Origin of the sequence: Colwellia hornerae (assembly GCF_007954355.1) — a bacterium.
Lineage (GTDB): Bacteria > Pseudomonadota > Gammaproteobacteria > Enterobacterales > Alteromonadaceae > Colwellia_A > Colwellia_A hornerae.
The window spans coordinates 171406-194488 of the sequence record NZ_VOLR01000002.1; the positions used below are offsets into that span (position 1 = coordinate 171406).

11 protein-coding genes are annotated in these 23083 nt (G+C 39.2%); 5 read left to right on the forward strand and 6 right to left on the reverse strand.

Annotated features, from left to right (window positions below; translation table 11 throughout):
- Nucleotides 1-144 precede the first annotated feature (144 nt).
- The 3 genes from ESZ26_RS19540 to ESZ26_RS01905 form a co-directional block, all read right to left on the reverse strand.
- Nucleotides 145-3687: a S8 family serine peptidase gene (locus tag ESZ26_RS19540; protein WP_146797238.1), complete on the reverse strand. Its 3543-nt coding sequence runs from the start codon at nt 3685-3687 to the stop codon at nt 145-147.
- A 346-nt stretch (nt 3688-4033) separates the two neighbouring features.
- Entirely contained in the window at nt 4034-5353 is a 1320-nt protein-coding gene (locus ESZ26_RS01900; RefSeq protein ID WP_146797234.1) for a DEAD/DEAH box helicase, read from the reverse strand.
- Between the two features lie 166 nt (nt 5354-5519).
- Complete coding sequence (locus tag ESZ26_RS01905) at nt 5520-6794, reverse strand: S8 family serine peptidase (RefSeq protein WP_146797231.1); 1275 nt, start codon at nt 6792-6794, stop codon at nt 5520-5522.
- Nucleotides 6795-7345: 551 nt separating this feature from the next.
- On the opposite strand from ESZ26_RS01905, the gene ESZ26_RS01910 reads away from it, so the two are divergent.
- From ESZ26_RS01910 to ESZ26_RS01925, 4 genes are all read left to right on the forward strand, one after another.
- On the forward strand, nt 7346-8194 hold the full coding sequence (locus tag ESZ26_RS01910; protein ID WP_425321256.1) for a putative selenate ABC transporter substrate-binding protein: 849 nt from the start codon (nt 7346-7348) through the stop codon (nt 8192-8194).
- Nucleotides 8194-8892 carry an ATP-binding cassette domain-containing protein gene (locus tag ESZ26_RS01915; RefSeq protein ID WP_146797225.1) on the forward strand — a complete coding sequence of 233 codons (699 nt, stop codon included), beginning with the start codon at nt 8194-8196 and terminating at the stop codon, nt 8890-8892. Before ESZ26_RS01910 ends, ESZ26_RS01915 begins: the two co-directional genes overlap by 1 nt.
- Nucleotides 8893-8902: 10 nt before the next feature.
- A complete protein-coding gene (locus tag ESZ26_RS01920) occupies nt 8903-10402 on the forward strand; it encodes a PhnE/PtxC family ABC transporter permease (protein ID WP_146797223.1) in 1500 nt (499 codons plus the stop codon).
- 349 nt (nt 10403-10751) lie between these two features.
- On the forward strand, nt 10752-14075 hold the full coding sequence (locus ESZ26_RS01925) for a DEAD/DEAH box helicase (RefSeq protein ID WP_146797221.1): 3324 nt from the start codon (nt 10752-10754) through the stop codon (nt 14073-14075).
- A 170-nt stretch (nt 14076-14245) separates the two neighbouring features.
- Here ESZ26_RS01925 and ESZ26_RS01930 read toward each other — a convergent pair whose 3' ends face one another.
- Both ESZ26_RS01930 and ESZ26_RS01935 read right to left on the reverse strand, forming a co-directional pair.
- Complete coding sequence (locus ESZ26_RS01930; RefSeq protein WP_146797218.1) at nt 14246-15325, reverse strand: GGDEF domain-containing protein; 1080 nt, start codon at nt 15323-15325, stop codon at nt 14246-14248.
- Between the two features lie 160 nt (nt 15326-15485).
- On the reverse strand, nt 15486-16838 hold the full coding sequence (locus tag ESZ26_RS01935; protein WP_146797216.1) for a CorA family divalent cation transporter: 1353 nt from the start codon (nt 16836-16838) through the stop codon (nt 15486-15488).
- Between the two features lie 454 nt (nt 16839-17292).
- On the opposite strand from ESZ26_RS01935, the gene ESZ26_RS01940 reads away from it, so the two are divergent.
- Nucleotides 17293-21669, forward strand: coding sequence for a PAS domain S-box protein (locus tag ESZ26_RS01940; RefSeq protein WP_146797213.1), 4377 nt, complete (start codon nt 17293-17295; stop codon nt 21667-21669).
- Between the two features lie 164 nt (nt 21670-21833).
- Here ESZ26_RS01940 and ESZ26_RS01945 read toward each other — a convergent pair whose 3' ends face one another.
- Nucleotides 21834-23069 carry a response regulator gene (locus tag ESZ26_RS01945; RefSeq protein WP_146797211.1) on the reverse strand — a complete coding sequence of 412 codons (1236 nt, stop codon included), beginning with the start codon at nt 23067-23069 and terminating at the stop codon, nt 21834-21836.
- Between the last annotated feature and the right edge of the window lie 14 nt (nt 23070-23083).

Genomic DNA, 23083 nt, shown 5'->3' on the forward strand with positions numbered 1-23083 from the left:
CAGAAAGTCAAAAACGCTATAAAAACAAACTATATCAACAATTTCACACTAGCCACTAAAAAAAAGCCACCCTACTAGGGTGGCTCTTAACTTAACAACATTATGGCTTAAACCATCGCTGTTGCTACTTAGGGTCGATGAAGTTTACGGTAAAGTATTAGCGGTATCATTTACTAACTCACTAACAACACTGCCCGTTAACGGATTAACTATCACCTGGATAACTTGCTGTTGTAAACTTGGCTCGGAAGCAACTTCTGCCGCTTGAATTTCTGCCGCGTTAGTGGTTGTCGATTGACGCTGTTTATAAGCTGTTACCTTAACTTTAAATCTAAACAGTTCAGTTGGAGTATTAGAAAACTGAAGCGTTCTTATTTCCGTCATTTCTTGCGAAGAAAAAACTTCATCGCTGCCAAGCTGTTTTGAGTAATCAAAATCGCCATGACTACCACCGCCACTATCCGCGTTAATCACTTTAACATTTCCGCTATTTGAATATATATCAAACACCGTTAACTCGATGTTAGGTATATAATCGTTGCCACTGTCGTTTGTCATCGATAAATCAAGACTAAAAACACCGGTTGTTAAGTTAACATTAGACATTGTTGTATGAATATCTGCAGTTATATCTTCTTGGCTTCGACGGTCTACTAGCACTGCCACAGATTCACTTGGCATTGAGACATAATAACCAATACGGCCATCAAACAAGGCACGCATGCGGTAATGATTCAATCCATTAGCGGCATTAACCACGTTATAGCTCGAGGTCATCTCATCAACCAATGCAATCGGCGAGAAGTCGACACCATCCGTAGAGTGTTCAATTTCAAAGCCAGACTCGCCGCCATTAGCGGTCCACGATAAAGTGATATTGCCATCGAAATCAACACTTTGATCATCATTATTAGTGTAGTCAGCAGCAGGTGCCGCTAAAGTAGGCGCTAAACCACCCAATGCTTTAGTGACCACTAAGTCATAATCAACCGGCGCGTTAGCCCAACCTGAGACACGAACGATATAGGTACCAGCCATAGAAACTGATGCAGTGATGTGCTCAGGCTCGCCACTATTCGTTGATTTGGCTAATTCGTTACCGGCTGGATCTAATAAAAACAAATCAATATCATCGACCCCGTTGCCTGTATAGTTTAAGTCAGCGGTTAACTGAAAAACAGAGCCATCTACATCAATTGGATAGTCTTGGTAAGTAACACCCGCAACGGCTGCTGCGTTATTATCACCGGCTAATAATGTCCCTTGATAAGCGGTAGACTGATTGCCAACAACTCCAGCAGGTTCTGACATGGTTGGTTTTAAATAGAATGGCATACGTAATGTTTCACCGCCATCGGCTCGCTCAGCAATGACATACCACATCATTTGCAAATGTGAAATATCATTGTTACCACGTTCAATCCAAGTATTACGGACTTTATCACCGTCGATAACCGCATTAACGTCAAAAGTAACTTCCCCATTCGCGTTAACGGTCAATGTATCGGTTGATAACTCAACAGCAAGCCCGTCAATTTCCAGCTCACGGTTATTAGCGACACTTAACTGGTAAGTTACCTCACCTGCATCTAGCCCTTTTAAGGTCACGGTTACTGGTTCATGATGAGTAATACGGTTGTTAATCACCGGTAAAGTACCAAAGGAATAACTGGCAAGAAATTCAGGTTCAATAACACCATCACCGGTAACACCCATGATAGCTTTGGCATGTGCTGCTGCATAAACATCAATTAATCCAGCACCTTGTGCAAGAATACTGTCATTATTTTCGTTATCTGCTTTTGGTGTACCATCACCATAACGTGGGTTGGTAGCGGTATTCATCAAGGCAGCTCTTATTGTTGCTACCGACCAATCAGGGTTAACCTGTCGAACCAAAGCGGCAGCACCGGCAACATGGGGTGAAGCCATACTTGTACCGCTCGCTTGCGTGTAACCACTCGCATCAGCCATTGAAGCAACCGGAGGACCTGTTTTAGTTGTCGCGGCTAATATAGCTACCCCTGGCGCGGCTAAATCTGCTTTGATTTGCCCCAAACCGATAATTGGACCACGAGAACTAAAGCCAGCAATACCGGGTTCGAACATACTTGGATCCATCGGGTTTAGCTGAATCGAACGCATAGAAACACCTGCACTGTCATAGCCTAGTGATTGTAAAATATTGCCGTTAGTACCAGAAATTGTTACTACGGGTGTTGCTGCTGGCGCTAATACTGCGCCAAGATCTCCTGCTTCACTGTTATAGACGACAGTAGCAATAGCTCCTTTTGCCTGGCAGTTAGCCGCTTTATTAGCAAATAAACCTGTACCATTATCTGCGGCTTCAGCCGTACTGCCACGCTTAACTAAACAAATATTACCGGCGACAGTAACCGGTACTTGCTCTGGCGTATCAGCGAGTCCGGCAAATACGTAGCGACCTGCAAGTGGAGCCGTGATCGGTTGTTTAGCATTTGAGTCAGATGATAACGCCGCGGACATAGCGCCAACACTTGCATCCGGAGCGGTACCTGCTTCATTAAGTACTTCAACACTATTAGGAATAACCCCCGGATCATTACTTGCTGCAACCGCAATGACATGGCGACCGGCGGCAGGAGAGCCAAGCGTGCTTTCACCTGGACCATCGTTACCGGCAGCAGCAACCACAACAACACCCGCTAGCGCAGCATTACTGGCAGCAACGGCCGTTGAATCATCAGGACCGCCTGCGCCGCCAAGACTTAAATTAATAACATCAGCGACCGGTTTAGCATAGCCAGTTAAACTACGCGGAGAAACCGCATCTTCAAGCGCTAAAATAGTCGCTGGAGAAAGACAACGACCCGCAACATTACACACTTGATAACCCATCAATTGTGCTTGAGGCGCTACGCCATGAACCGCTATATCATCAGCGGTATTGGGTAAACTATCAGGACCGGGTGCATAACCTAAATAACCAGCAGCCGTTGCGGCAACGTGAGTACCATGACCAAAAGCGTCCATCGCTTCGCCGGTAATAGGCAAGTAGTAAGCAACCTTATTGTTATTAGCAGCAGCGAGTGGCGGCAGTGCACCATGGCGAGGCGGTGTGGCATCAGCGCCAAACATCGCGTTAGTCCAATCAATACCGGTATCAATAACGGCGATATATACCCCTTGACCTTCAAAACCTTCACGGTGATCATCATAACTGCCCAGCTCAGCTATCTGCCCATATAATTTGGGGGCCTTAGTGTAAGCGGTACTTTTATCAAGACTTGGCGATAACTCCCTAACCTGATGGACTTTTTTAACTTCTGGCAAGGCTGACAAAACTGCGATTGACGCATCATTAACATCGATAGTGACCCCGTTAAAAACCAAAGTGTATCTATAGTCAACCGATAACGCATTGCCACCTGGCATCGCTAAGCTAGCTGATTCAACTTGTGCGTCAATACCACGTGATTCTAAAAGTGCTAAAAAATTATCTTGCTGAGCTTTTAAATCACTGCGATAAGATTGAATTTGTTCGTTAGTTAAAGGTGTTCCAGCCTTACGAGCTTTATAAATTTTGTGAGCAGCTGGCGCTTGCGCTAATTCGACAATCACCGATTGAGCCGCACTAAAAGTCGACGTTGCGCCTAACGCAACAGCAATAAATAAGTGCGTACCATTTTTTTTAAAAAATTTTGACATAATAAATTTCTCACTTTGGATTAACAGTTATCTAGTCATTTTGTTATTATTTTTGACTAGATTGAGTTTTATATTCACCCGGTTAAATTCCCATAAATGAAAAAAACAAACTATCCGGTTTTCCCCTTAGTTGAATCAGGGAAATCCCCTGCACTGACTTCTTAAAAAATTAACGCTAAATAGCTAAAGCTCTAATGCGCCAATATTTTTCAAAGGGTTAAGCAATAAAAACACATAAACATTAAACAAAAAAACACCAACCAAATTAATGATTGATGTTTTATTTGTTTACCGAGATATTAACTCAGTCGTCTGAAAATTTATCCAGCTGCGAACTTACCCACTTTTATTCTGCTTCGCCATGTCCTGCCCAAATATCAGCGTTTATAGTATTAGCCGAAGCTTTCTTTTTACGCTTTTTCTTACCGGTACCTTCAGGCTTTGCCATGGGTTTCTCTGCGGCAGTGATTGAATCACTACTGACTTCATCGGCTTCAAAACCTTTAACTTGTTCGCGTTCAAGACGAATTTTATTTTTCTTTTCAATGACACTAAAATGATGAAAGTCTTCATGGTCAATCAATGATAAGGCTAAACCTACTTCACCGGCACGGCCACTTCGACCAATACGGTGCATATAGTCTGACGGGCTTCTTGGTAAGTTGAAATTGATGACTACTGGCAGTTTTTCAATGTCTAGTCCGCGAGCGGCTATATCTGTGGCAATCAACACGTCAATCTCGCCGGCTTTAAAACCATCAAGCACTCGGCTACGTTCGCCTTGGCCTTTATCACCATGAAACACTGCCGCGGTAATACCGCGTTTAGCAAGTTTTTCAGCTAAATGCTCACAGTGGTGTTTAGCATTAACAAAGATAAGCGCTTGTCGCCATTCATTTTCTGCAATTAAATGTGCTAACACTGCTGTTTTTTCGCCTTTGTTAACGGTAAAAACACGCTGAACTAGCGTACTCGCATCGGCACTTTGAACTTGTATCTCAATCGGGTTGTTAAGTAATTCTTGGGTTAACGCTTTTACTTGCTCAGGAAAGGTTGCTGAAAATAATAATATTTGTTTTTTCTTTGGCAATAAGGCTAATAGCGCAGATAGCTCTTCGGTAAAGCCTAAACTTAACATCCGATCGGCTTCATCAAGCACTAAGGTGCTAACCAAATCGAGTTTAATGGCATTAGTTGAAATTAAATCAAGTAATCGGCCCGGCGTTGCCACCAAAATGTCGGTGCCACCTCGTAATGCTAGCATTTGTGTATTCACAGATACACCACCGAAAACAGCGACAGTTTTAATCGCACCATTAAAATGCGCAGCATAAGATTTGATGCTGTCAGCTACTTGTTTGGCAAGCTCACGCGTTGGCACCAAAATTAGCCCAGTAACATAATTACCCTTATTACTCTTACTACTTAAGGTTTTATCTGTGGGCTGTTGCAAAAAGATGTGCTGTAAAAGTGGCAGTGCAAAAGTGGCTGTTTTACCCGAACCGGTATTTGCCCCTGCAATTAAGTCGCGTCCCGCTAAAACACTTGGGATAGCTTGCGCCTGAATAGGCGTGGGCTGCAGATATTCCAGCTCAGTTAATCGAGCTAATAAAGGTGGAATAAGACCAAGTTCGGTAAACTGGGCTGGGGTTGAAATAGAGGTCATTAAGATAAAGGGCTCAACGCTAAAATAAGTAAGGATATTTTAGCCTATTTTTGCCAAGGTAAGTTAGTAAAATTGACTAACCTTGGCAGAATGTCTTTGAATTAAATTCAAGTTAAGCAAACACCCTGACAAGATGCGTAAATTTTACCTATTTATATTTACTACTTTATTTCAAGATTTCAGCATTAAGAAAATCTTCTTGATGAGGCTGACCCGTTGAATTGGTTAAATTAGCATTAGACTCACTGTTGTAAAGTAACCAATCTCTTGCTGCGCCAAAAGCACTGCCATCAGGGTTTAGTGATATAGATTCTAAATAAAGCGCTAAAACACCGGCAACGTGAGGAGCGGCCATTGATGTACCACTCATAGTCGTCGTGCCACCACCACTTTTGGTCGATAAAATATTCGCGCCAGGCGCTGCAATAGCGACGGGCGCAGATTGATGGCTAGTCCAACTAGCTGTGCCGTTGCCCCAGTTTGAAAAACCAGCCCAATCATCATTTATATCCGTTGCACTAACCGTTATCACCGCATCGTCATAAGCTGCAGGTGTCGAACCATAAGCATCTGCACTGTCATTTCCTGCTGCTACAGCAAAAATAACCCCTTGATTTTTCGCATTACAGATAGCGCGATGAAAGTTATCATTACCGATAAAACCGTCATTGGTACAGGTACCGGTTTTAGACCCGTCGCCGCCCAAACTCATGTTAGCAACAACCGCTACGCCTAATGATTCAGCCTGCTGTGTTACCCAATCAATACCAGCAATAACACCTGAATTAGAACCACTACCCGCTGCATTTAATACTTTAACCGCATGTAAAGTAACAGACGGAGCCACGCCAATAACATCAAGATTATTATCTAATGCGCCAATAGTTCCGGCAACGTGTGTACCATGCCCTTGATCATCATCCCAATTATTTGAACAACCTAAACCAAGACACATTTCAACACTATAACCATTTGAGACATTGCTGGCTAAATCGGGGTGATCAGAATCGATACCGGTATCAATAACGTAAACATGGACACCTTGCCCAGTGTTTTCATCGGTATTTGCACCTATACGGCTAATTCCCCAAGGAGTCTCTTGCTGACTAGTCTGACAACCAAATAAGAAACTACAAGCTGCCGCTTGATTTGTAGTGCTTTTTGTTGCGTGAACTCGACCGTCTTTTGAAACGCTCAAAACGCGTTGATCTTGACTTAACTGGGCAAGTAATTTCGACGGAACTGTTGCAGAAAACCCAGTAAAAACATGGCTATATGTATGTTTCGTCGATATAGCGTAATCGTCGATAAAATCAGCAACACTGGCGATTTGACTAGCATCTAGGCTAACGATAATATTACTAAGTACATTGTCTTCTCCAGCAATAGCTGGCAGTGCAATACAAGATGAAATCATTAAGCTTATTAATTTCTTTTTCATTTTTGGCTCCACATAGTCTTAAGTTTTTTAAGCTACTCTAGGATAGAGCACTTAATTATTATTTTTGGTACACATCTAAAAGTAAATGTGTTGTTACCAATGTAGAGTCTTGGTACTGGTATGACCATCAGGGAAAACCCCCATTGTTAATAACAATACCCCCCATTGGAGGTATCGACTTATTAACAATCAAGTTAATACCGAACAAATAAACACAATAATTAAAACGCAGCTGATAGTGAGTGTTTAAGGTTTAGCTAAGGAGTGTAAAAAGGTAGGGTTTAGTTATGCTTTTAGTATTACTGCTGAGTGTATTGAGTTTCAAGTAAATAGACACAGGTAGATATTTTAAATAATGAATACTGATTAGTGGTGTTTTATATTGAGTAAGGATTAAATTGCGCAAAAGCGTGTGAATCATTATTTTTTAAGTAATAATACGTCATCAAACTTCCATAATTTCCCTGCATCAATATAACAAAGATTATCATCACATTGACGTTACTATTGGGTTAAGAATAACTAGAGATATAATGAAAATACTGACCACTATGATAACATCATTAACGTTAATACTAAGCCTATTAGTCAGTGTCAACGTTATCGCTACACACTTTACTTTTACCGCGATCCCTGATGAGAACGAATCTCAATTAAGAACCCGTTTCGAAAAAGTAGCCTTGTATTTAGAAAAGGAACTTGGCGTTAAGGTAAAATACCTACCGGTAAAGTCTTACTCTGCCGCCGTAACAGCCTTTAGAAACAACCAGGTTCAACTCGCTTGGTTCGGCGGTTTATCTGGTGTACAAGCCCGAATTTTAGTGCCTGGATCACAAGCGATTGCTCAAGGCTATGAAGATCAGTTCTTTAAAAGCTATTTTATCGCTCACCACAGTACGGGGTTAACGATCAACGAAAACTTCCCTGATATAAATGATAAAACCTTCACCTTCGGCTCAAAAGGCTCAACATCAGGTCGATTAATGCCACAATATTTTATTGAGCAACATTTAGCTAAAAAGCCACAACAAGCGTTTAAACGTGTTGGTTTTTCTGGTGACCATAGCCGCACTATTGCTCAAGTTCAAGCGGGCGCTTACCAAGTTGGTGCTGTTAATTATAAAGTATGGCAAAGTGCACTTAGCGCAGGAAAAATAGACACCAATAAAGTTAGTGTTATTTGGGAAACCCCTACCTACCCTGATTATCAATGGACGATACACGCCAATGTTGATGCTGAATTTGGCAAAGGCTTTGCAAATAAAGTGCAGGCGGCACTTCTCAATATGAATACCCCTGAGCTACTGAGTAGCTTTCCACGTTCTTCTTTTATCAACGCTGAAAATAAAGATTTTGAGCCAATATTAACGGTGGCTAAAAAGATAGGACTTATCGATTAATGATAACCATCGACAACCTAAACCTTTATCATCAAAAAACAGCCAGCAACAATACAGCTAAGCGTAAAGGGGCTACTCAAGTAATCTTTGATCTAAGCCTGACGATAAATAAAGGTGAAAAAGTTGCGATTATTGGTCCCTCTGGTGCAGGAAAATCGTCTCTACTGCACCACTTGTATCAGCGTTTACAAACCAGCGCAGCGCTTTGTTCTCAGCGCCAAGGCTTAGTCGATAACTTAAGTATCTTCCACAATATATTTATGGGTGCTTTAGCTCGCCACCACTGGTTATTTAATCTTATTAACTTAATGAGACCTTTTAAACAAGACTTACGCAATATTGGTCTACTTTGTCAGCAGTTAGAACTAGACGAGCCTTTAGCCAAGTCAGTAGATAAACTTTCAGGTGGGCAAAGACAACGTGTCGCCTTAGCAAGAGCTTTATATCAACAACAAGATATATTTCTTGGCGATGAACCTTTCTCAGCACTTGACCCATTAATGGCGTCACGGTTACTTGAAATAATATTAGCTCGCCACAAAAGTGTCATTATGGTCGTACACGACCGTGCATTGGCAATGAGCGCTTTCGATCGTGTTATCGCCTTAGATAAAGGTCGGTTGGTACTCGACAGCAAAAAACAGTCAATTAACCAACAGCAGATCAGCAAACTTTATCAAACTGACGCCGTCGCGTAGGTTTATTTTTATGGCATTACTACAAAATACAGTTTACCCATTAGGGTATTGGCAAAAAGTCACCTTATCAATATGGTTTATCGCCGTAGTTATTATTCCTTTTGCTGATATAGAAATTGTTAATTTCGACCCTTTACTTGAGTTATCGCTTATGGCTCAAGGCTTGATACATGCTGACTTTTTCGCCACTGAATACCTTTTTCAAGCGATTATTCAAACCCTTAACTTTGCCATTATTGGTGTATCTTTAGGACTGCTAATCGGCGCTCCTCTCGCACTCATCTATCAACACCCTTTAGTATCTGGCTGCTGTGCTTTTTTACGCGCTATTCATGAAATCTTTTGGGCGCTGTTATTTTTACAAGTTTTTGGTCTTTCGCCCATAACAGGAATTTTAGCAATAGCCATTCCCTTTGCTGGCACTTTTGCTCGAGTATTTCACGATATAATAAATCAATCGTCAGACAGTCCATTAGAGAGTATTGACAGCAGGGCAGATATTATTAGCCGTTATACCTACGGTAAAATAGCTCAAGTTTTACCGCAACTTATTACCTACACACGCTACCGTTTTGAATGTGCGCTGCGCAGTAGCGCTGTACTAGGATTTATTGGTATGCCCACGTTGGGCTATTATTTAGAAACCGCTTTTAAACAAGGAAACTACAGTGAAGGCGCGGCATTACTGATAATATTCATTGCGCTTATTGGCACGATTCGTTATTGGTGCCCTCCTAAATTATTAGGGATTTATCTTGTTGTTGCTTGTATAACCTTGGTAGAAATCCCTACGCTAGATAGCAGTTTACTGGTACGTTTTATTAGCCAAGATATTATTCCCCCTGCGTTAGTAAACACCTTAAGTTTTGCCGACGTGCAATGGTCATTACTTTACACTTGGTTTAGTGACATTATCACTTTGCAGGCTATTCCTGGGGCGATATCGACCCTAACCTTAGCCTTGTTGGCATTAGCGGCTAGCCACTTTGTTACCTTAAATGCCCATGCCATTGCGAGTAAGCATTTATGGCCTGGGCCACTTGTGTACCTGGGTCAGTTCATTTTACTCATAGGTCGTTCAGTACCTGAATATATCTTAGCGTTTATTTTTTTAATATTACTTGGCCCGTCGATGTTACCTGCTATTCTTGCCCTAGCCATACATAATGGCAGTGTTATCGCCTACTTAACGGTTCAACAAAGTAACGCCATAGCGCCCCCTCTGATGCAGATAAGCACGTTAAATAAGTTTAACTACCACATAATGCCAAGCATTTATCCCAATATGATGGCTTTATTGTTTTATCGATTCGAGATAATCGTCCGTGAAACTGCCGTCTTTGGTATTTTAGGTATTATGACACTAGGTTTTTATATCGACAGTAATTTCAGTGAAATACGCTACAGTAATGCATTAATTCTTATCATGTGCACCGCTTTACTTAATGTCGCCATCGATCATATTTCAATGCGACTACTTAACTCCCATAAACAATCGTTAACCACATAAGTTGCAACCAACACTTATCGATTTTGCCATTTTATTACAAATAATCAGCTATCCAATAGCCCTTAGAATAAATGATACCTGTGTTTATATTAAGCCTTGGTGCTTAAGATGAGCTTTCATAAAAAAATTACCCTTTAATTACAACTATTAAGACAAATTGAAGGTTTTAATTCTCAGTGATACTATTGAGATGATATAATAAATGATTAACGATTAGCAGTAAGTCCTGAAAGTGCTGTTGAATTAATGTATATTTATCATCCTCTTGATATTTTTATTCTCTTGAGAAGTGATATCAAACTAATTTATCCATTCACAACCTATTTGAATTCTTAATAATTAAAAACTTATGGCTACAAACACTTTTACACCTGAATTACTTGAAAAACACTTTGCCAAAAATGAATGGAAAAAAGGAACGCGTATTTTTCAGGCGAAAGGCATTAAAACCTGCGCCCTTGATGGTGAAATAATTCGTGGTGTCGTTTACAGTGAACGCTCTCGCCAAAGTACTTATTTAACCCGTTTAGTGCTAAATATTAAGAATGATGGTATTGCCAGTTATTGCGATTGTTATATTGGTCGAGATTGTAAGCATGGTGCAGCGTTAGCGCAGTGTTTTATTCACGAACATTTTGACCAAAACAGTATTGCGACTTCTGAAAAAGTCATTGATAAATGGCTTAGTCGTTTTCAAGCTCAACCCAGTAGATACCAGCCTAATAGCCAACAAAAATCGTTATTGTACTTTTTAAAGCCTAACAGTTATAACGAAGATGACTATTTCACTTTAGGCATTAAATCAGCTCGACCCAAAAATAGCGGTGGATGGAGTAGTTCACTTGGCAGTGAGTTTTCTGCCAGTTCGCTGATAAATAGTGCTTATGCAAACAACGATGATGTTGCTGTACTTACCGAGTTGATCCGTACTAACCAATATGGCGATAACATTAAGTATTTTGATTTATTCGAACGCATTATCAAAACCAATCGCTGTTTTTGGCAAACAAGCTACGACTTAAATGAAGCAGTTACTTTGGGTGAACCATTAGAAGCTCAGTGGCAGTGGATAGCCCTTGATAACAAGTTACACACCTTAAAACTTGTCTTCATGGAGCCCTCGACCAGTATTCTTATCATCAAAGCACAGCCGCTTTGTTATTATGATGAAAAGAATAATTGCTTTGGTAAAATTAATACCAATACACAATGTAATTTTGAAGCAGACTTACTCAATTCACCTGTTTTCGAAGAAGATAAATTACCTTGGGTAATGAATAAGTTATCAATGTCGTTAGGTGATGCTGTGCAGCGTTTGCCTAAACCCAAAACAGAATATTCACAAGAGTTGACCAAGCCAGAAGTCCATTTACACTTTTCAACACCCCGTGAAGCAGATCCACAATCAGGTTTTGTCAAAGTTAATTTTTCCTATCAAGGCAATTTAGTCAACCCGCATAATGAAAGTGTTACGGTTACCCCAAAAAACTCAAGTGCGAGTGATAATGATAATGAAAATGAAAATGATAAAAAAATAAAACTGTATCGAGATTTAACCTTTGAACAAGCAGTTATTGATAAGTTAACGACGTTAAAATTTACCGTTCAGCCCAAAGCTAAGCGTTATACTTTTACCAATGAAGACTACTTAAATAAAGATAAGACCCCTAAATTTTCAATGCTGATGCAAGGTCGCTATCTTTGGCATCATTTTTTGCACCAAGAAGTGCAACCGCTTAAAAATTTGGGCTGGCAGATAACGTTTACTGATGACTTTTATTATAAGGCACTCGCTACCGACAGTGTTTTTGATGCAGAAGTTATCCAAACCGATGACCACGACTTTTTCTCATTAGGGTTAAACTTAACCATTGATGGTAAAAAAATGCCCGCCTTTCCTATTTTGCTTGGCGCCATTGAACAGCTTCCTAAGTCGGCGTTACTTGACCGCGAAAAAGAAAAACTTATCTCTCCTGACTCACCTATTTATGTTGATTTAGAAAACGGAGATTTTGTCGCCTTACGTTATCAAAGTGTCCAACCGATATTAAAACAGTTTATTGAGCTATTTATGCCCAATGCCTTAAATAAAAATGGCACCATGGAGCTGTCACGTTTTCAAGGACATCAAACGTTATCGATGTTAGATGACCAAGGAATGATAGCGACAGGTACCAGTAAATTAAGAAGTTTGGCTGACAAACTGAAAGACTTCCAACAAGTTACTACGGTTCCTGTACCCGAAGGATTGAATGCCACCCTAAGAACATATCAGCATCAAGGGCTAAACTGGTTGCAGTTTTTACGCGAGTATCAGTTAAATGGTATTTTGGCTGACGATATGGGTTTAGGTAAAACGATTCAAACCTTAGCGCACTTGTTAATTGAAAAACAACAAGGCCGCCTTACTAAGCCTGTGCTCATTGTGGCACCAACCAGTGTTATTTTTAACTGGGCAAATGAAATAGAAAAATTTACCCCACAACTTTCTTATCGCGTTTTACACGGCAGTAAACGCCAGCAGCATTTTGATTGTTTTGAAGGGCTTGAAAACCAAGTCGATATTATCATCACCAGCTATGCATTAATTACTAAAGATTTAGCACTTTATAGCCAGCAAAAATTTTATTACCTGGTGCTCGATGAAGCTCACTATATAAAAAACACTAAAACAAAATTATACCAAGCCTTTTTAACCTTAAAAGCCCAGCATAAATTATGTTTGACCGGTACGCCGATGGAAAATCATTTAGGTGAATTTTGGGCACAATTTAATTTCTTATTACCCGGTTTTCTTGGCGGCCAAAGACAATTTACTAAACTCTTTAGAACCCCGATAGAAAAACATGGTGAGCAAGAGCGTAAGCAGTTATTAAACCAACGCATCAAGCCATTTATTTTACGCAGAACCAAAGATAAAATAGCCACTGAGTTGCCGCCAAAAACTGAAATCATTCAAAAATTACGTATTGAAGGTCAGCAAGCAGAGCTTTATGAATCGGTGCGTTTAGCGATGGACAGTCGTTTAAAAGATATCATTGCTGACAAAGGCTTAAAGCGTAGTCAGATAGAAGTATTAGATGCGTTATTAAAACTGAGACAAGTGTGTAATCACCCTAAGTTATTATCACTTGAAGGTGCTAAAAAAGTAAACCAATCAGCCAAGCTTGATTACTTAATGGAAACACTACCCGAGCAAATTGCTGAAGGTCGTAAAATATTAATTTTTTCTCAGTTCACCAGTATGCTTGCTTTGATAGAAGATGAATTGGTAGCTGAAGGTATTGATTTTGTAAAATTAACCGGTTCAACAACCAATAGACAAGCCGTGGTCGATAAATTCCAAGAAGGTGAAGTACCGGTGTTTTTGATCAGCTTACGTGCTGGTGGTGTTGGTTTAAACTTAACCGCTGCCGATACTGTGATTCATTTTGATCCTTGGTGGAATCCTGCAGTAGAGAATCAAGCAACTGACAGAGCGTATCGAATTGGACAAGATAAACCTGTTTTTGTTTATAAATATATTATAGAAAATTCAATAGAAGAGAAAATTCAAAAAATACAGCAAAATAAAGCAGAACTTGCCAAAGCCTTGTTATCTGAAGAAGTCAGTGATAATAAACTGAGTTTAACGGACGATATCTTAGGGTCGCTGCTGGCACCATTAAGCTAGTGTAAAATAATGGCAATTTCATAGAACAGAGTTGATGTAGACAGTTCGAGTCATCAACTCGCTTTTCTTAGTACAACTCGATTATCAGAGACAAGATTAATTGTACTATCAGAAGGTAGCTATTACTCAAAGCAAGCGATTAAAAATTGGCTATACTCGCCTGTAATGGCTTAGTTCAACAATTCAATGGTTGAAAACACTTGGTTTCTCCCCGCCCTTTTTGCGTTATACATGGCCTTATCTGCTGCTTCTAAAAGGATTTTTTTATCACTTTGGCTGTCTGGAATAGTAGAGGCGACGCCAATACTTATCGTCACATACAGTTCATTACCTTCGTAATTAAACGGCGTACTTTCGATTGAGAGTCGAATTTTTTCTGCAAGCGTTATTGCATCTTTGCCGCTATACCCTGAAAGTAACACCACAAACTCTTCACCACCAAAGCGTGCAACAAGATCTGTTGTCCGCTTAATATGTCGCTTCATCAGATTAGCGACATGAATAAGGCAGGCATCACCACATAAATGTCCATGGTGATCATTAAATACCTTGAAGTGGTCAACATCTATTAGCATCAATGCTGTTGAAATTTTATGGCGGCTACCCATTTGCCATTGGCGTTCAAATTCACTATTGAAATATCCCCTATTATAAATATTAGTGAGTACATCAACTTTGTTAAGTTGTTCTAGGATTTTTTTCTGTCCATCGAGTTGGGTTTCAATTTCAAAAGAACGATTGTATTCCCGTGAGGAGCGTACGCCCATTAAGCCAATAAATACCACATAGACGAGGATCATAAGCGCATAGGGCAATTTATTATCAATAATAAAACCCGCAATTATTGAAGGTACTAAAAGCATCCCTAGATTCAATAATGCCAGTGATATCCTTGGTGTCAGTGCAACAATTGCACTACTGGCAATACCACCAATAGCGAGCATAGTAACATGTAAAATAGGGGTAAAACGCGGGTCATATATCGCTAAGCCAAAGAATAGGCTTAATACACTTGCATGTAATAGTGATAAAATAGTGAAACCATTACGCCACAAGTTAGGAGAATAATTATAGATAGCGTCGCTAAAAAACCAATGTGCAAGGCGTACAACACTAATAGTAAGCATAATAACAGCGAAGGCTAAACTTAAAGTGGGCTCTTCGGTGTGGAAGTCAAATGGCCAGAAAACAGCAGGCAACATCACCGCATAAACAACGATGCCCGTCATCGAACGACGTCGTAGGTCCATATCAATTCGTTGTTGAATTTCTGGCAGTTGTTTGATGCTTAGCCCCTATAGATAATCAGTTTTATAGTTGATAGCCTAATTAGGCTGATAACTTAACTATTTTTGTCAATAAATTTAAGTGTATACGCTAGCGTAATAATGATGAAACTTTTTTCATCAATCAACGAAACCAGCCTTTACTGGCAAAAATATAAATACCACAAGACATCGCCACGCCAACAAAGAAAGTGATCTCAGATAAGGTAAAATGCCAAGGACTGTCAATTAAATTCATCCCCATTAAACCACCAACCATAGTAGGGATTAAAGTGATCGTTGTGATGACGGCCAGTAATCGCATGACCTTGTTCATTTGAAATGAAGAAATGTTAATGCGCAATTCAACTAACGCGGCCAGTGTTGTCAATAAGTCATCAGCACTATCAAATAAACCATCAACGTCATCGGCTAGTACCGTAAGAATAGGTCGAGGCATAACCTCAAAACTTTTAATAGCAAGAGGCTTTTCAGCGAGTTGATGAACCACTGACGCAAAATGTTTAAGGTTACCTCTAACATTGGTAATTTCATTACGTAGTCGAAAGGTTTGGTCTAAAAAGCTTTTGTCACCTAATTGTTTTTGATGCTTATCTAGGTATAAAAGTGTTTGCTCTAAAGTGCTAATAACATCGGTGTACTGTGCTATTAGTACGCGAATAAGCGCACTTGTCGTTTGCATCAGTGGTGGTGCAGGAATACCGACCTCAGTTAAATTCAGTGTAATTTCATTTACTAGCGATGACTCTGTCCCAGACAAGGTAATAATGTTGTTGTTAGCGCCCAATAAAAGAATAGGACTACGTTCTATGGTTGGCACACTATCATCCGACAGTTTTACCACTTTTGGACTCCAAAGGAAAATAGCCGTGTATTCATCCATACGCTCTATACGTGGATATAATGAATGCTTAAAGAGCATGTCGAGTGCTGATTTAGGGGCTTGAAGTATGTCTGCGACCTCGGTCAATTGCTCAGAATTAAGTCCTATAGCAAATAACCAGTCATTACTTGATGACTTTAATCGTTGCACAACGCTACCCCAAGTTAATTCAGTGTAACCACAAATGTTTTTATCCACTAACGAATATGCTTTAAAAGATTGCACTGGAGGCGATAACACCAGCGAAATTTTACTGTTATCGAGCGACATCGCAAACTTCATCCGAAAACCAAATAAAGCCATTCGAATAAATTTCAGTAACCTTAACGCGGGAATACTGCGCAAATGTTCATTTGCCATAGGTATCACGGACAGCAAGCCCGTACAGATAATAAATAAGTCTAAGATACGCCACGGATTCAGCACAAAAATACGACGACTTGATGCAAAAATAAAATTAACTCCGTATTCAACAATAAATAGCACCAGAATACCCCATTCTATAAAAACCTGAGCTTGAGAAAAGGTAGTATTACTTGCCACGACCGTTGGCGCGAGAGCAATAAAAAGAGAAACAAGTGCTAAAAAACCCATAACACGTTCATTGAGCAACAATCGAATTTTTGATGTAATAAAGATACGCTCTTCCACCTGGGAGTTAATTGAAATTTAATTGTATTATTAAGACTAAAATGTGTAAACACATTTCCAAACAGAACCACTGCAGCATTCCAACAACCCTCTTTTACTAGTATTTTATCGTAGAGAAGTTATCAGTAATAATTTTAATTTCTGGCATCTATTTATCTTAAAATATTCTATAGTTATAGGGTGAACGATAGAATATTGTTTATTAATGAAAAGGTTAACATACATTAACCGTTTCATTAATAAATAAATAACAAGATGACAATCGATAAAAATAAACGGCCTTAGACGAGTATCACAACATAAGTGACATAAGCGCTAACAAGGCTCAATATCGAAAAGAAAGTATCCTGGGTTATAGACTGCCAAAATAAAAATTATAAGAATGGATTAAATAATTATGTCACGATACGCAAACTTATATAAATCGCCTCTGTATCTCATTGCTGCTGTCGTAGTGCTTTTTTTAATTGGCTCGACAATAATAGGTTGGTACAGCCTAAATAAAGTTGAAAGCACCCTAAAAACCCAAGCAATAGAAATTTTAACAGCAAGAGTAAAAGTCAGTAATAACTTATTAGAAAATGGCTGGATAAAATCTCATTTTAGTAAGGTAAAAGCTTGGTCAACCTCACCTATTGTTGTCAAACAAGTCAAACAGTTAGTTACCGCCCAGGCGAGTGGCGATTCAATAGCTATGGCAAAAGCCAGTGAAAGTTTGACGGCTTTTCTACAACCTTATCTTCTCGCTGAGCAAAACGAAGGGTTTTATGTTATTTCCCCTGACTATAATAATCTCAGTGCCAAGACTGCTGGCTTAATTGGTCAACAAAACATCATCGCTAAACAATACCCACAAAGGCTTGCTGAAGTTTTTACTGAACAACTTGTTTTTATTCCACCACTTTTATCTGAAATTCCTTTAATTAACCCTCAGGGAAAATTACAGCAAAAATATCCAACAACCTTCATTGTTGCGCCAATACTTGATAATGATCAACAGGTCATTGCAGCGCTCGCCATCCGTTTAAATCCGTTTGGCGCTTTTTCTACAACAGTACAGCAGCACAGTCTCTGGAAGTCAGAACAAACTTACTTCTTTGATAGCAAAGCGCGCTTACTAACAACCAGTCAATTTGAGCCAGAGCTAAGGTCTGCGGGGCTACTGACGAAAGAGCAATCTAGTATCTTAGCGATATCATTAACGCTCCCAGCTAAATCAACGACTAGCGCAAATAATCAAACACAACCCCTCATTTATACTAAATTGGCTCAGTCCGCATTAAAAGGCCAAGCGGGCTTCAGTGAAAAAAGCTATCTAAATTATCGTGGCGAACCGGTATTAGGCGCTTGGTTATGGAATAGTGCTTTAGGTTTAGGTATCGGCGCAGAAGTTAGTGAAGTCGATGTATTGCAATCTCAACAGAAAATAGTTTATGGCTTGTTCTGGCAGCTATTTCAAACGGCGTTAATGAGCCTGTTTATCTTAGCCATTGCTTTTTATTGGCAAAAACGTAGCGCCGCTGTCATCTTCAATTCAGAGCAATACCTTTACTCTATGCTCAATAATGCGCCTGATGCTATTATTTCCTTCAACAAAAAAGGAGAAATATTACGCTTTAATAAAGTCGCTGGCTTACTTTTTCTCGTTGATAGAAAAGGCGCAGAAGCGATGTTTTTCAATGAGTTTTTTATGCAAAATGAAAAAAAACATCTACAGAAATGGATCCAACATATAACAAATGATAGCAGTGCATGCGACAGCTTCAGAATTATGCAGGCTAAAGCGGGTGATAGCCGGGAGTTTTCAGCCCGTGTGGCGATAAGCAGTCACAAAACATCCCAAGATAATATTTTTACCGCCATTATCTCTGATCTAAGCACAATACAACAATTAGAAGGCAGGCTACTGGTACTGGAAAGTGCCGTTGAGCAAAGTCATTCAGCTATATTGATCACAAACTTGAATGGTAGAATTGTTTATGTCAATAAAGCCTTTAGCGAAACAACTGGTTATTCAAAAACAGACGTTTTAGGTAAAAATGCCAATATTCTAGATTCTGGCCACAAAAACACTGAGAAATATCAGCAGCTCTGGCAAAAAATTATTGAAAGCCAACACTGGAGCGGCCAGTTATACAACAAGAAAAAAGACGGCAGCTGTTATTGGGGCACTACCGACATTACCCCGATCAGAGATCGTAACGGTAAAGTAGATCATTTTCTCGCAATAAATCAAGATATAACAAGGCAAAAAGCCAATGAAGATAAGCTATTAAAACAGCAGTTGTTTTTAAAAGAAGCTGAACGTATTGCCCATTTAGGTTGTTGGGAAAAAGATCTTAAAAACGATGCTATTTACTGGTCAGATGGCATGCATGAATTAATAGGTATTGAGAAGAACTCTACGCCACTGAACTCAGAACTCATTGTAAACCTAGTTCATCCAGAAGACCGTTATCAATTTAGAATACACCAACTCAAAGCCTTAAATAAGTTAGAAGTTTATAACTATGAATGTCGAATAATATTAGCCGATAAGCAATTAAGGTATATCAATACATCAACGGAGGTTACCCGCGATGAACATGGTGAACCGGTAAGCATGTTAGGTATCGTCAGAGATATAACCAACATTAAGCAAAATGAAATAGAGCGTGAAATACTCGATGCTGAAAAAGAGCAGTCTCGTCAAGCAACACTTAATGTCTTGCTTGATGTTAAATACCAACGTAACAGAACAGAAAAAACATTAGCTGACTTAAAAGAATCTCAACAAGAATTAGAACAAGCACGTTTAACAGCGGAAGCGGCAAGCGACTCTAAATCGCAATTTTTAGCGACGATGAGCCATGAAATTAGAACACCGATGAATGGTGTTGTCGGTATGTTAGAGCTATTGCAGCAATCAGAACTAGATGATGATCAATACCACTTAGCAAACGTTGCCAAAGATTCAGCATGGGCGTTATTACAAATCATTAATGACGTGCTCGACTTTTCAAAAATAGAAGCGGGAAAGATGACCCTAGAGTCAATTCCATTTACCTGGACAGAAATTATAGAGGGGGCTGCAGAGCTACTTTCTTCGCAATTACAAAGCAAAAAATTATTGCTGGTTTGTTCATCTAATCATCACATGACTGAGCCAATGCTAGGCGACCCCATCAGGTTACGGCAAATTGTGTTTAATTTATTGGGCAATGCGATTAAATTTACTCACAGCAATGATCAACAGCAAAGTCTTATTGAGGTTAAACTTGATTATTTAGATAATAGCCAAGACAAAAAATTATTTCGATTAACCGTTAAAGATAACGGCATTGGTATTAGTGATGATCAACAAATACATTTATTTGATGCTTTTACGCAAGCAGACAGTAGCACTCATCGTCAATTTGGCGGCACCGGTCTTGGTTTATCTATTTGCTCAAAGCTAACCACTATGATGGGAGGAGAAATAAGTTGTCAGAGCATCATAGGTGATGGCACAGAATTCCATGTCGATTTACCCTTAGTAGCAACTGAAAAAAAACAGACATCGACCCTAAACGTTAAACTCTACCATTTAAATATTTTACTTATTGCTCACGATGGTATTACCGATAGTATTTTGCAGAAAGGTTTAATAGAGCTTGGCGCACATTGTCATTTAGCCCCAAGTTCGCCAACAAAATTAAGTAAACTTATTGCTATTGAAAATTACGATCTTATTATTATTTCAGCGGAACAAGTTATTAGCCTTTGGCCAGAAGTTAAAGCGCAGTTACCCAATAATAGTGATGAGGATATTAATATACTTATTCTTGAAAGATGGCATGACTTTGACTTACCACTTTACCCAGAACACGCGACAACAATAGCCAGTAATCCATTTTTACCACAAAAAATATACTTCACCATTGCCCGTATTATGGAGCAAAAAAATCCACTAATCAGTTGTCAAAAACACGATATTAAGACGTTGTCGATACCGAGTATTATTGAAGCACAAGCCAGCAATAAGCTAATTTTAATTGTTGAAGATAATGTATTTAACCAACAGGTATTGGAGCGCCAACTAAATCTATTTGGTTATGCTGTCATCATTGCTAACCATGGCGAGGAAGCATTGGCTAAAATGACACAATATTCTTTTGCCCTGATCATGACTGATTGTCAAATGCCAATAATGGATGGTTTCGAGTTTGCCCAAAAAGTACGAGAGAATGAACAAAGCGGAACCACACAAATACCTATAATTGCAATCACCGCTAACGCTATGCGAAATGAAGCCGAACACTGTATTAAGCTTGGCATGAACGATTACGTCACCAAACCGATGAAACTAGATAGTTTAAAGGCTTTACTGGGTAAATGGTTAATCGAGGAAGAACTCGAAGATGAATTTAAAATAGACTCACCAGCTGAATTGACCAATGAGCAAGTCGCTGAAATGTTAGAGCAGCCGGCAATCAATATCTCAGCATTAATTGAATGTTTTGGCGATGATAAAGAAGCACAACAGAGCTTTTTACACTTTTATCAACAACATAGTAAACCATTATTAGCTGAATTAGCCGTGCACATTACCGATAAAGATTGGCACAGTGTTGCCGAACTGGCGCACAAGCTTAAATCGTCGACTCGCAGCGCCGGAGCGATATTATTAGGCCATTATTGCGAGCAATTGGAACAACTGGCTAAAGAAGAAAATGCACCAGAGATTATAGCGTTAAGCCATAACCTTTATGCTGAATTTATTCGAGTATCTGACGAGATATCAGCAAAATTTTAAGTGATGCTGTAAAGTTTGTAAGAGATTATTACTAACTAAAATTCATGTTACAAACGATTTTATCAATAATAAGTCACTACATTTTCTTATTGTTTGAAATATTAATTGATGGAAAACTTGGCCGTTTCTCATGGCATTATCCGTTAACTGAAGATCGCGATTATTTATCTTTTTTCAATTAAAGGAATGTTATTTTCCTTAAATAGCTTAGCGACAACGCCCTGCGTTAACGGTTTAATGAGATAACCTTTTGCACCTAATTCAATCGCTTTTTTTACTATTTGCTTGTTTTTATTACCGGTTAACATGATTAATGGTGTATCAATATTTTTTCCACTGCCTTGTTTCATTTGTCCTAAAATATATAAACCATTGGTATCGGGTAAACTCACATCAAGTAAAACGATATCGAAACGTATATTATTAAGGCAAATCAACGCTGTTCTTCCGGTACTAGCGGTTTGAACGTTGAGTTTATATTTGTGCAGCAACGTATTGGTTAAATGTATGCTGATGGGATCATCTTCCACCAGTAGAATATTAATAGCGGCTGATTTATTATCCTCTTGCACCTTATCTAATTCTTTTATCACATCTGCGTTGCTTGCATTATAAAGCTTGTTAAAAGAAGTTGGCGGATGGGCTTGTCCACTTTTGTCAGACTGAACCGTGTCATTACTTTCTTGCGCTATATTTTCTACATCACTGATTAATCCGCTGAGCAAGTCTAATGCTTTACTTTGCAGTTCCACCAGTCTGGGTCGAATTTCATTTGAACGTATCGACGCTAAAATGTTTTTTACCACATCAAGGTTAATATTAACATTGTGCTTGAGTTTAATTTGCTCGGTTGCTTGACTGATAGAGTGTTCAACATCGGTAATACTCTCTTCAAAAGACAGCCTAAGTCTTTCTTTAAGCTCTAAGCCATGTAATACCGTTTCTCTAATATCTTTTGCATATGACTCTTTGTTATAAATATAGTCTAAAGCGGCATTTTTTTTGAGGCCAACGCCAAGCTTAGTCAGTAAATGAGAACAAACAACAACCGCACGTTTTTTTTCATAAAGTGGATTAGTAATTATATAATCATCAATAATATCGTTGTCGTAAGCTTCATAGGCTTCGTTTTCTTCCCTTGCAGAAACAACAGACACAATGAAATGTTCGCACGTTTGTCCAACTAAAACTGATTTAAGCGAGCTGTAATAGATCATTAAAGATCGTTGAAAAGAGGTTGCATCGATTAGGATTATTTTGGGTGTTTCATCTTTGAGCTGTTTTTCAAGCTCAGGCAAAGCAGTAACCACAAGTAATTTATCAAAGTGTTCAATCAACACCTTAATTAATAGCTCGCTGTCTTCACGTTCGGTCGTGTATAAAATAATATTATGCTTCACTATAACTCCTTGAC

Bases quoted from the DNA above. Each gene is read 5' to 3' on its own strand.
- ESZ26_RS19540 (WP_146797238.1), bottom strand. From the start codon at position 3,687: ATGTCAAAATTTTTTAAAAAAAATGGTACGCACTTATTTATTGCTGTT.
- ESZ26_RS01900 (WP_146797234.1), bottom strand. From the start codon at position 5,353: ATGACCTCTATTTCAACCCCAGCCCAGTTTACCGAACTTGGTCTTATT.
- ESZ26_RS01905 (WP_146797231.1), bottom strand. From the start codon at position 6,794: ATGAAAAAGAAATTAATAAGCTTAATGATTTCATCTTGTATTGCACTG.
- ESZ26_RS01910 (WP_425321256.1), top strand. From the start codon at position 7,346: ATGATAACATCATTAACGTTAATACTAAGCCTATTAGTCAGTGTCAAC.
- ESZ26_RS01915 (WP_146797225.1), top strand. From the start codon at position 8,194: ATGATAACCATCGACAACCTAAACCTTTATCATCAAAAAACAGCCAGC.
- ESZ26_RS01920 (WP_146797223.1), top strand. From the start codon at position 8,903: ATGGCATTACTACAAAATACAGTTTACCCATTAGGGTATTGGCAAAAA.
- ESZ26_RS01925 (WP_146797221.1), top strand. From the start codon at position 10,752: ATGGCTACAAACACTTTTACACCTGAATTACTTGAAAAACACTTTGCC.
- ESZ26_RS01930 (WP_146797218.1), bottom strand. From the start codon at position 15,325: ATGGACCTACGACGTCGTTCGATGACGGGCATCGTTGTTTATGCGGTG.
- ESZ26_RS01935 (WP_146797216.1), bottom strand. From the start codon at position 16,838: ATGGGTTTTTTAGCACTTGTTTCTCTTTTTATTGCTCTCGCGCCAACG.
- ESZ26_RS01940 (WP_146797213.1), top strand. From the start codon at position 17,293: ATGTCACGATACGCAAACTTATATAAATCGCCTCTGTATCTCATTGCT.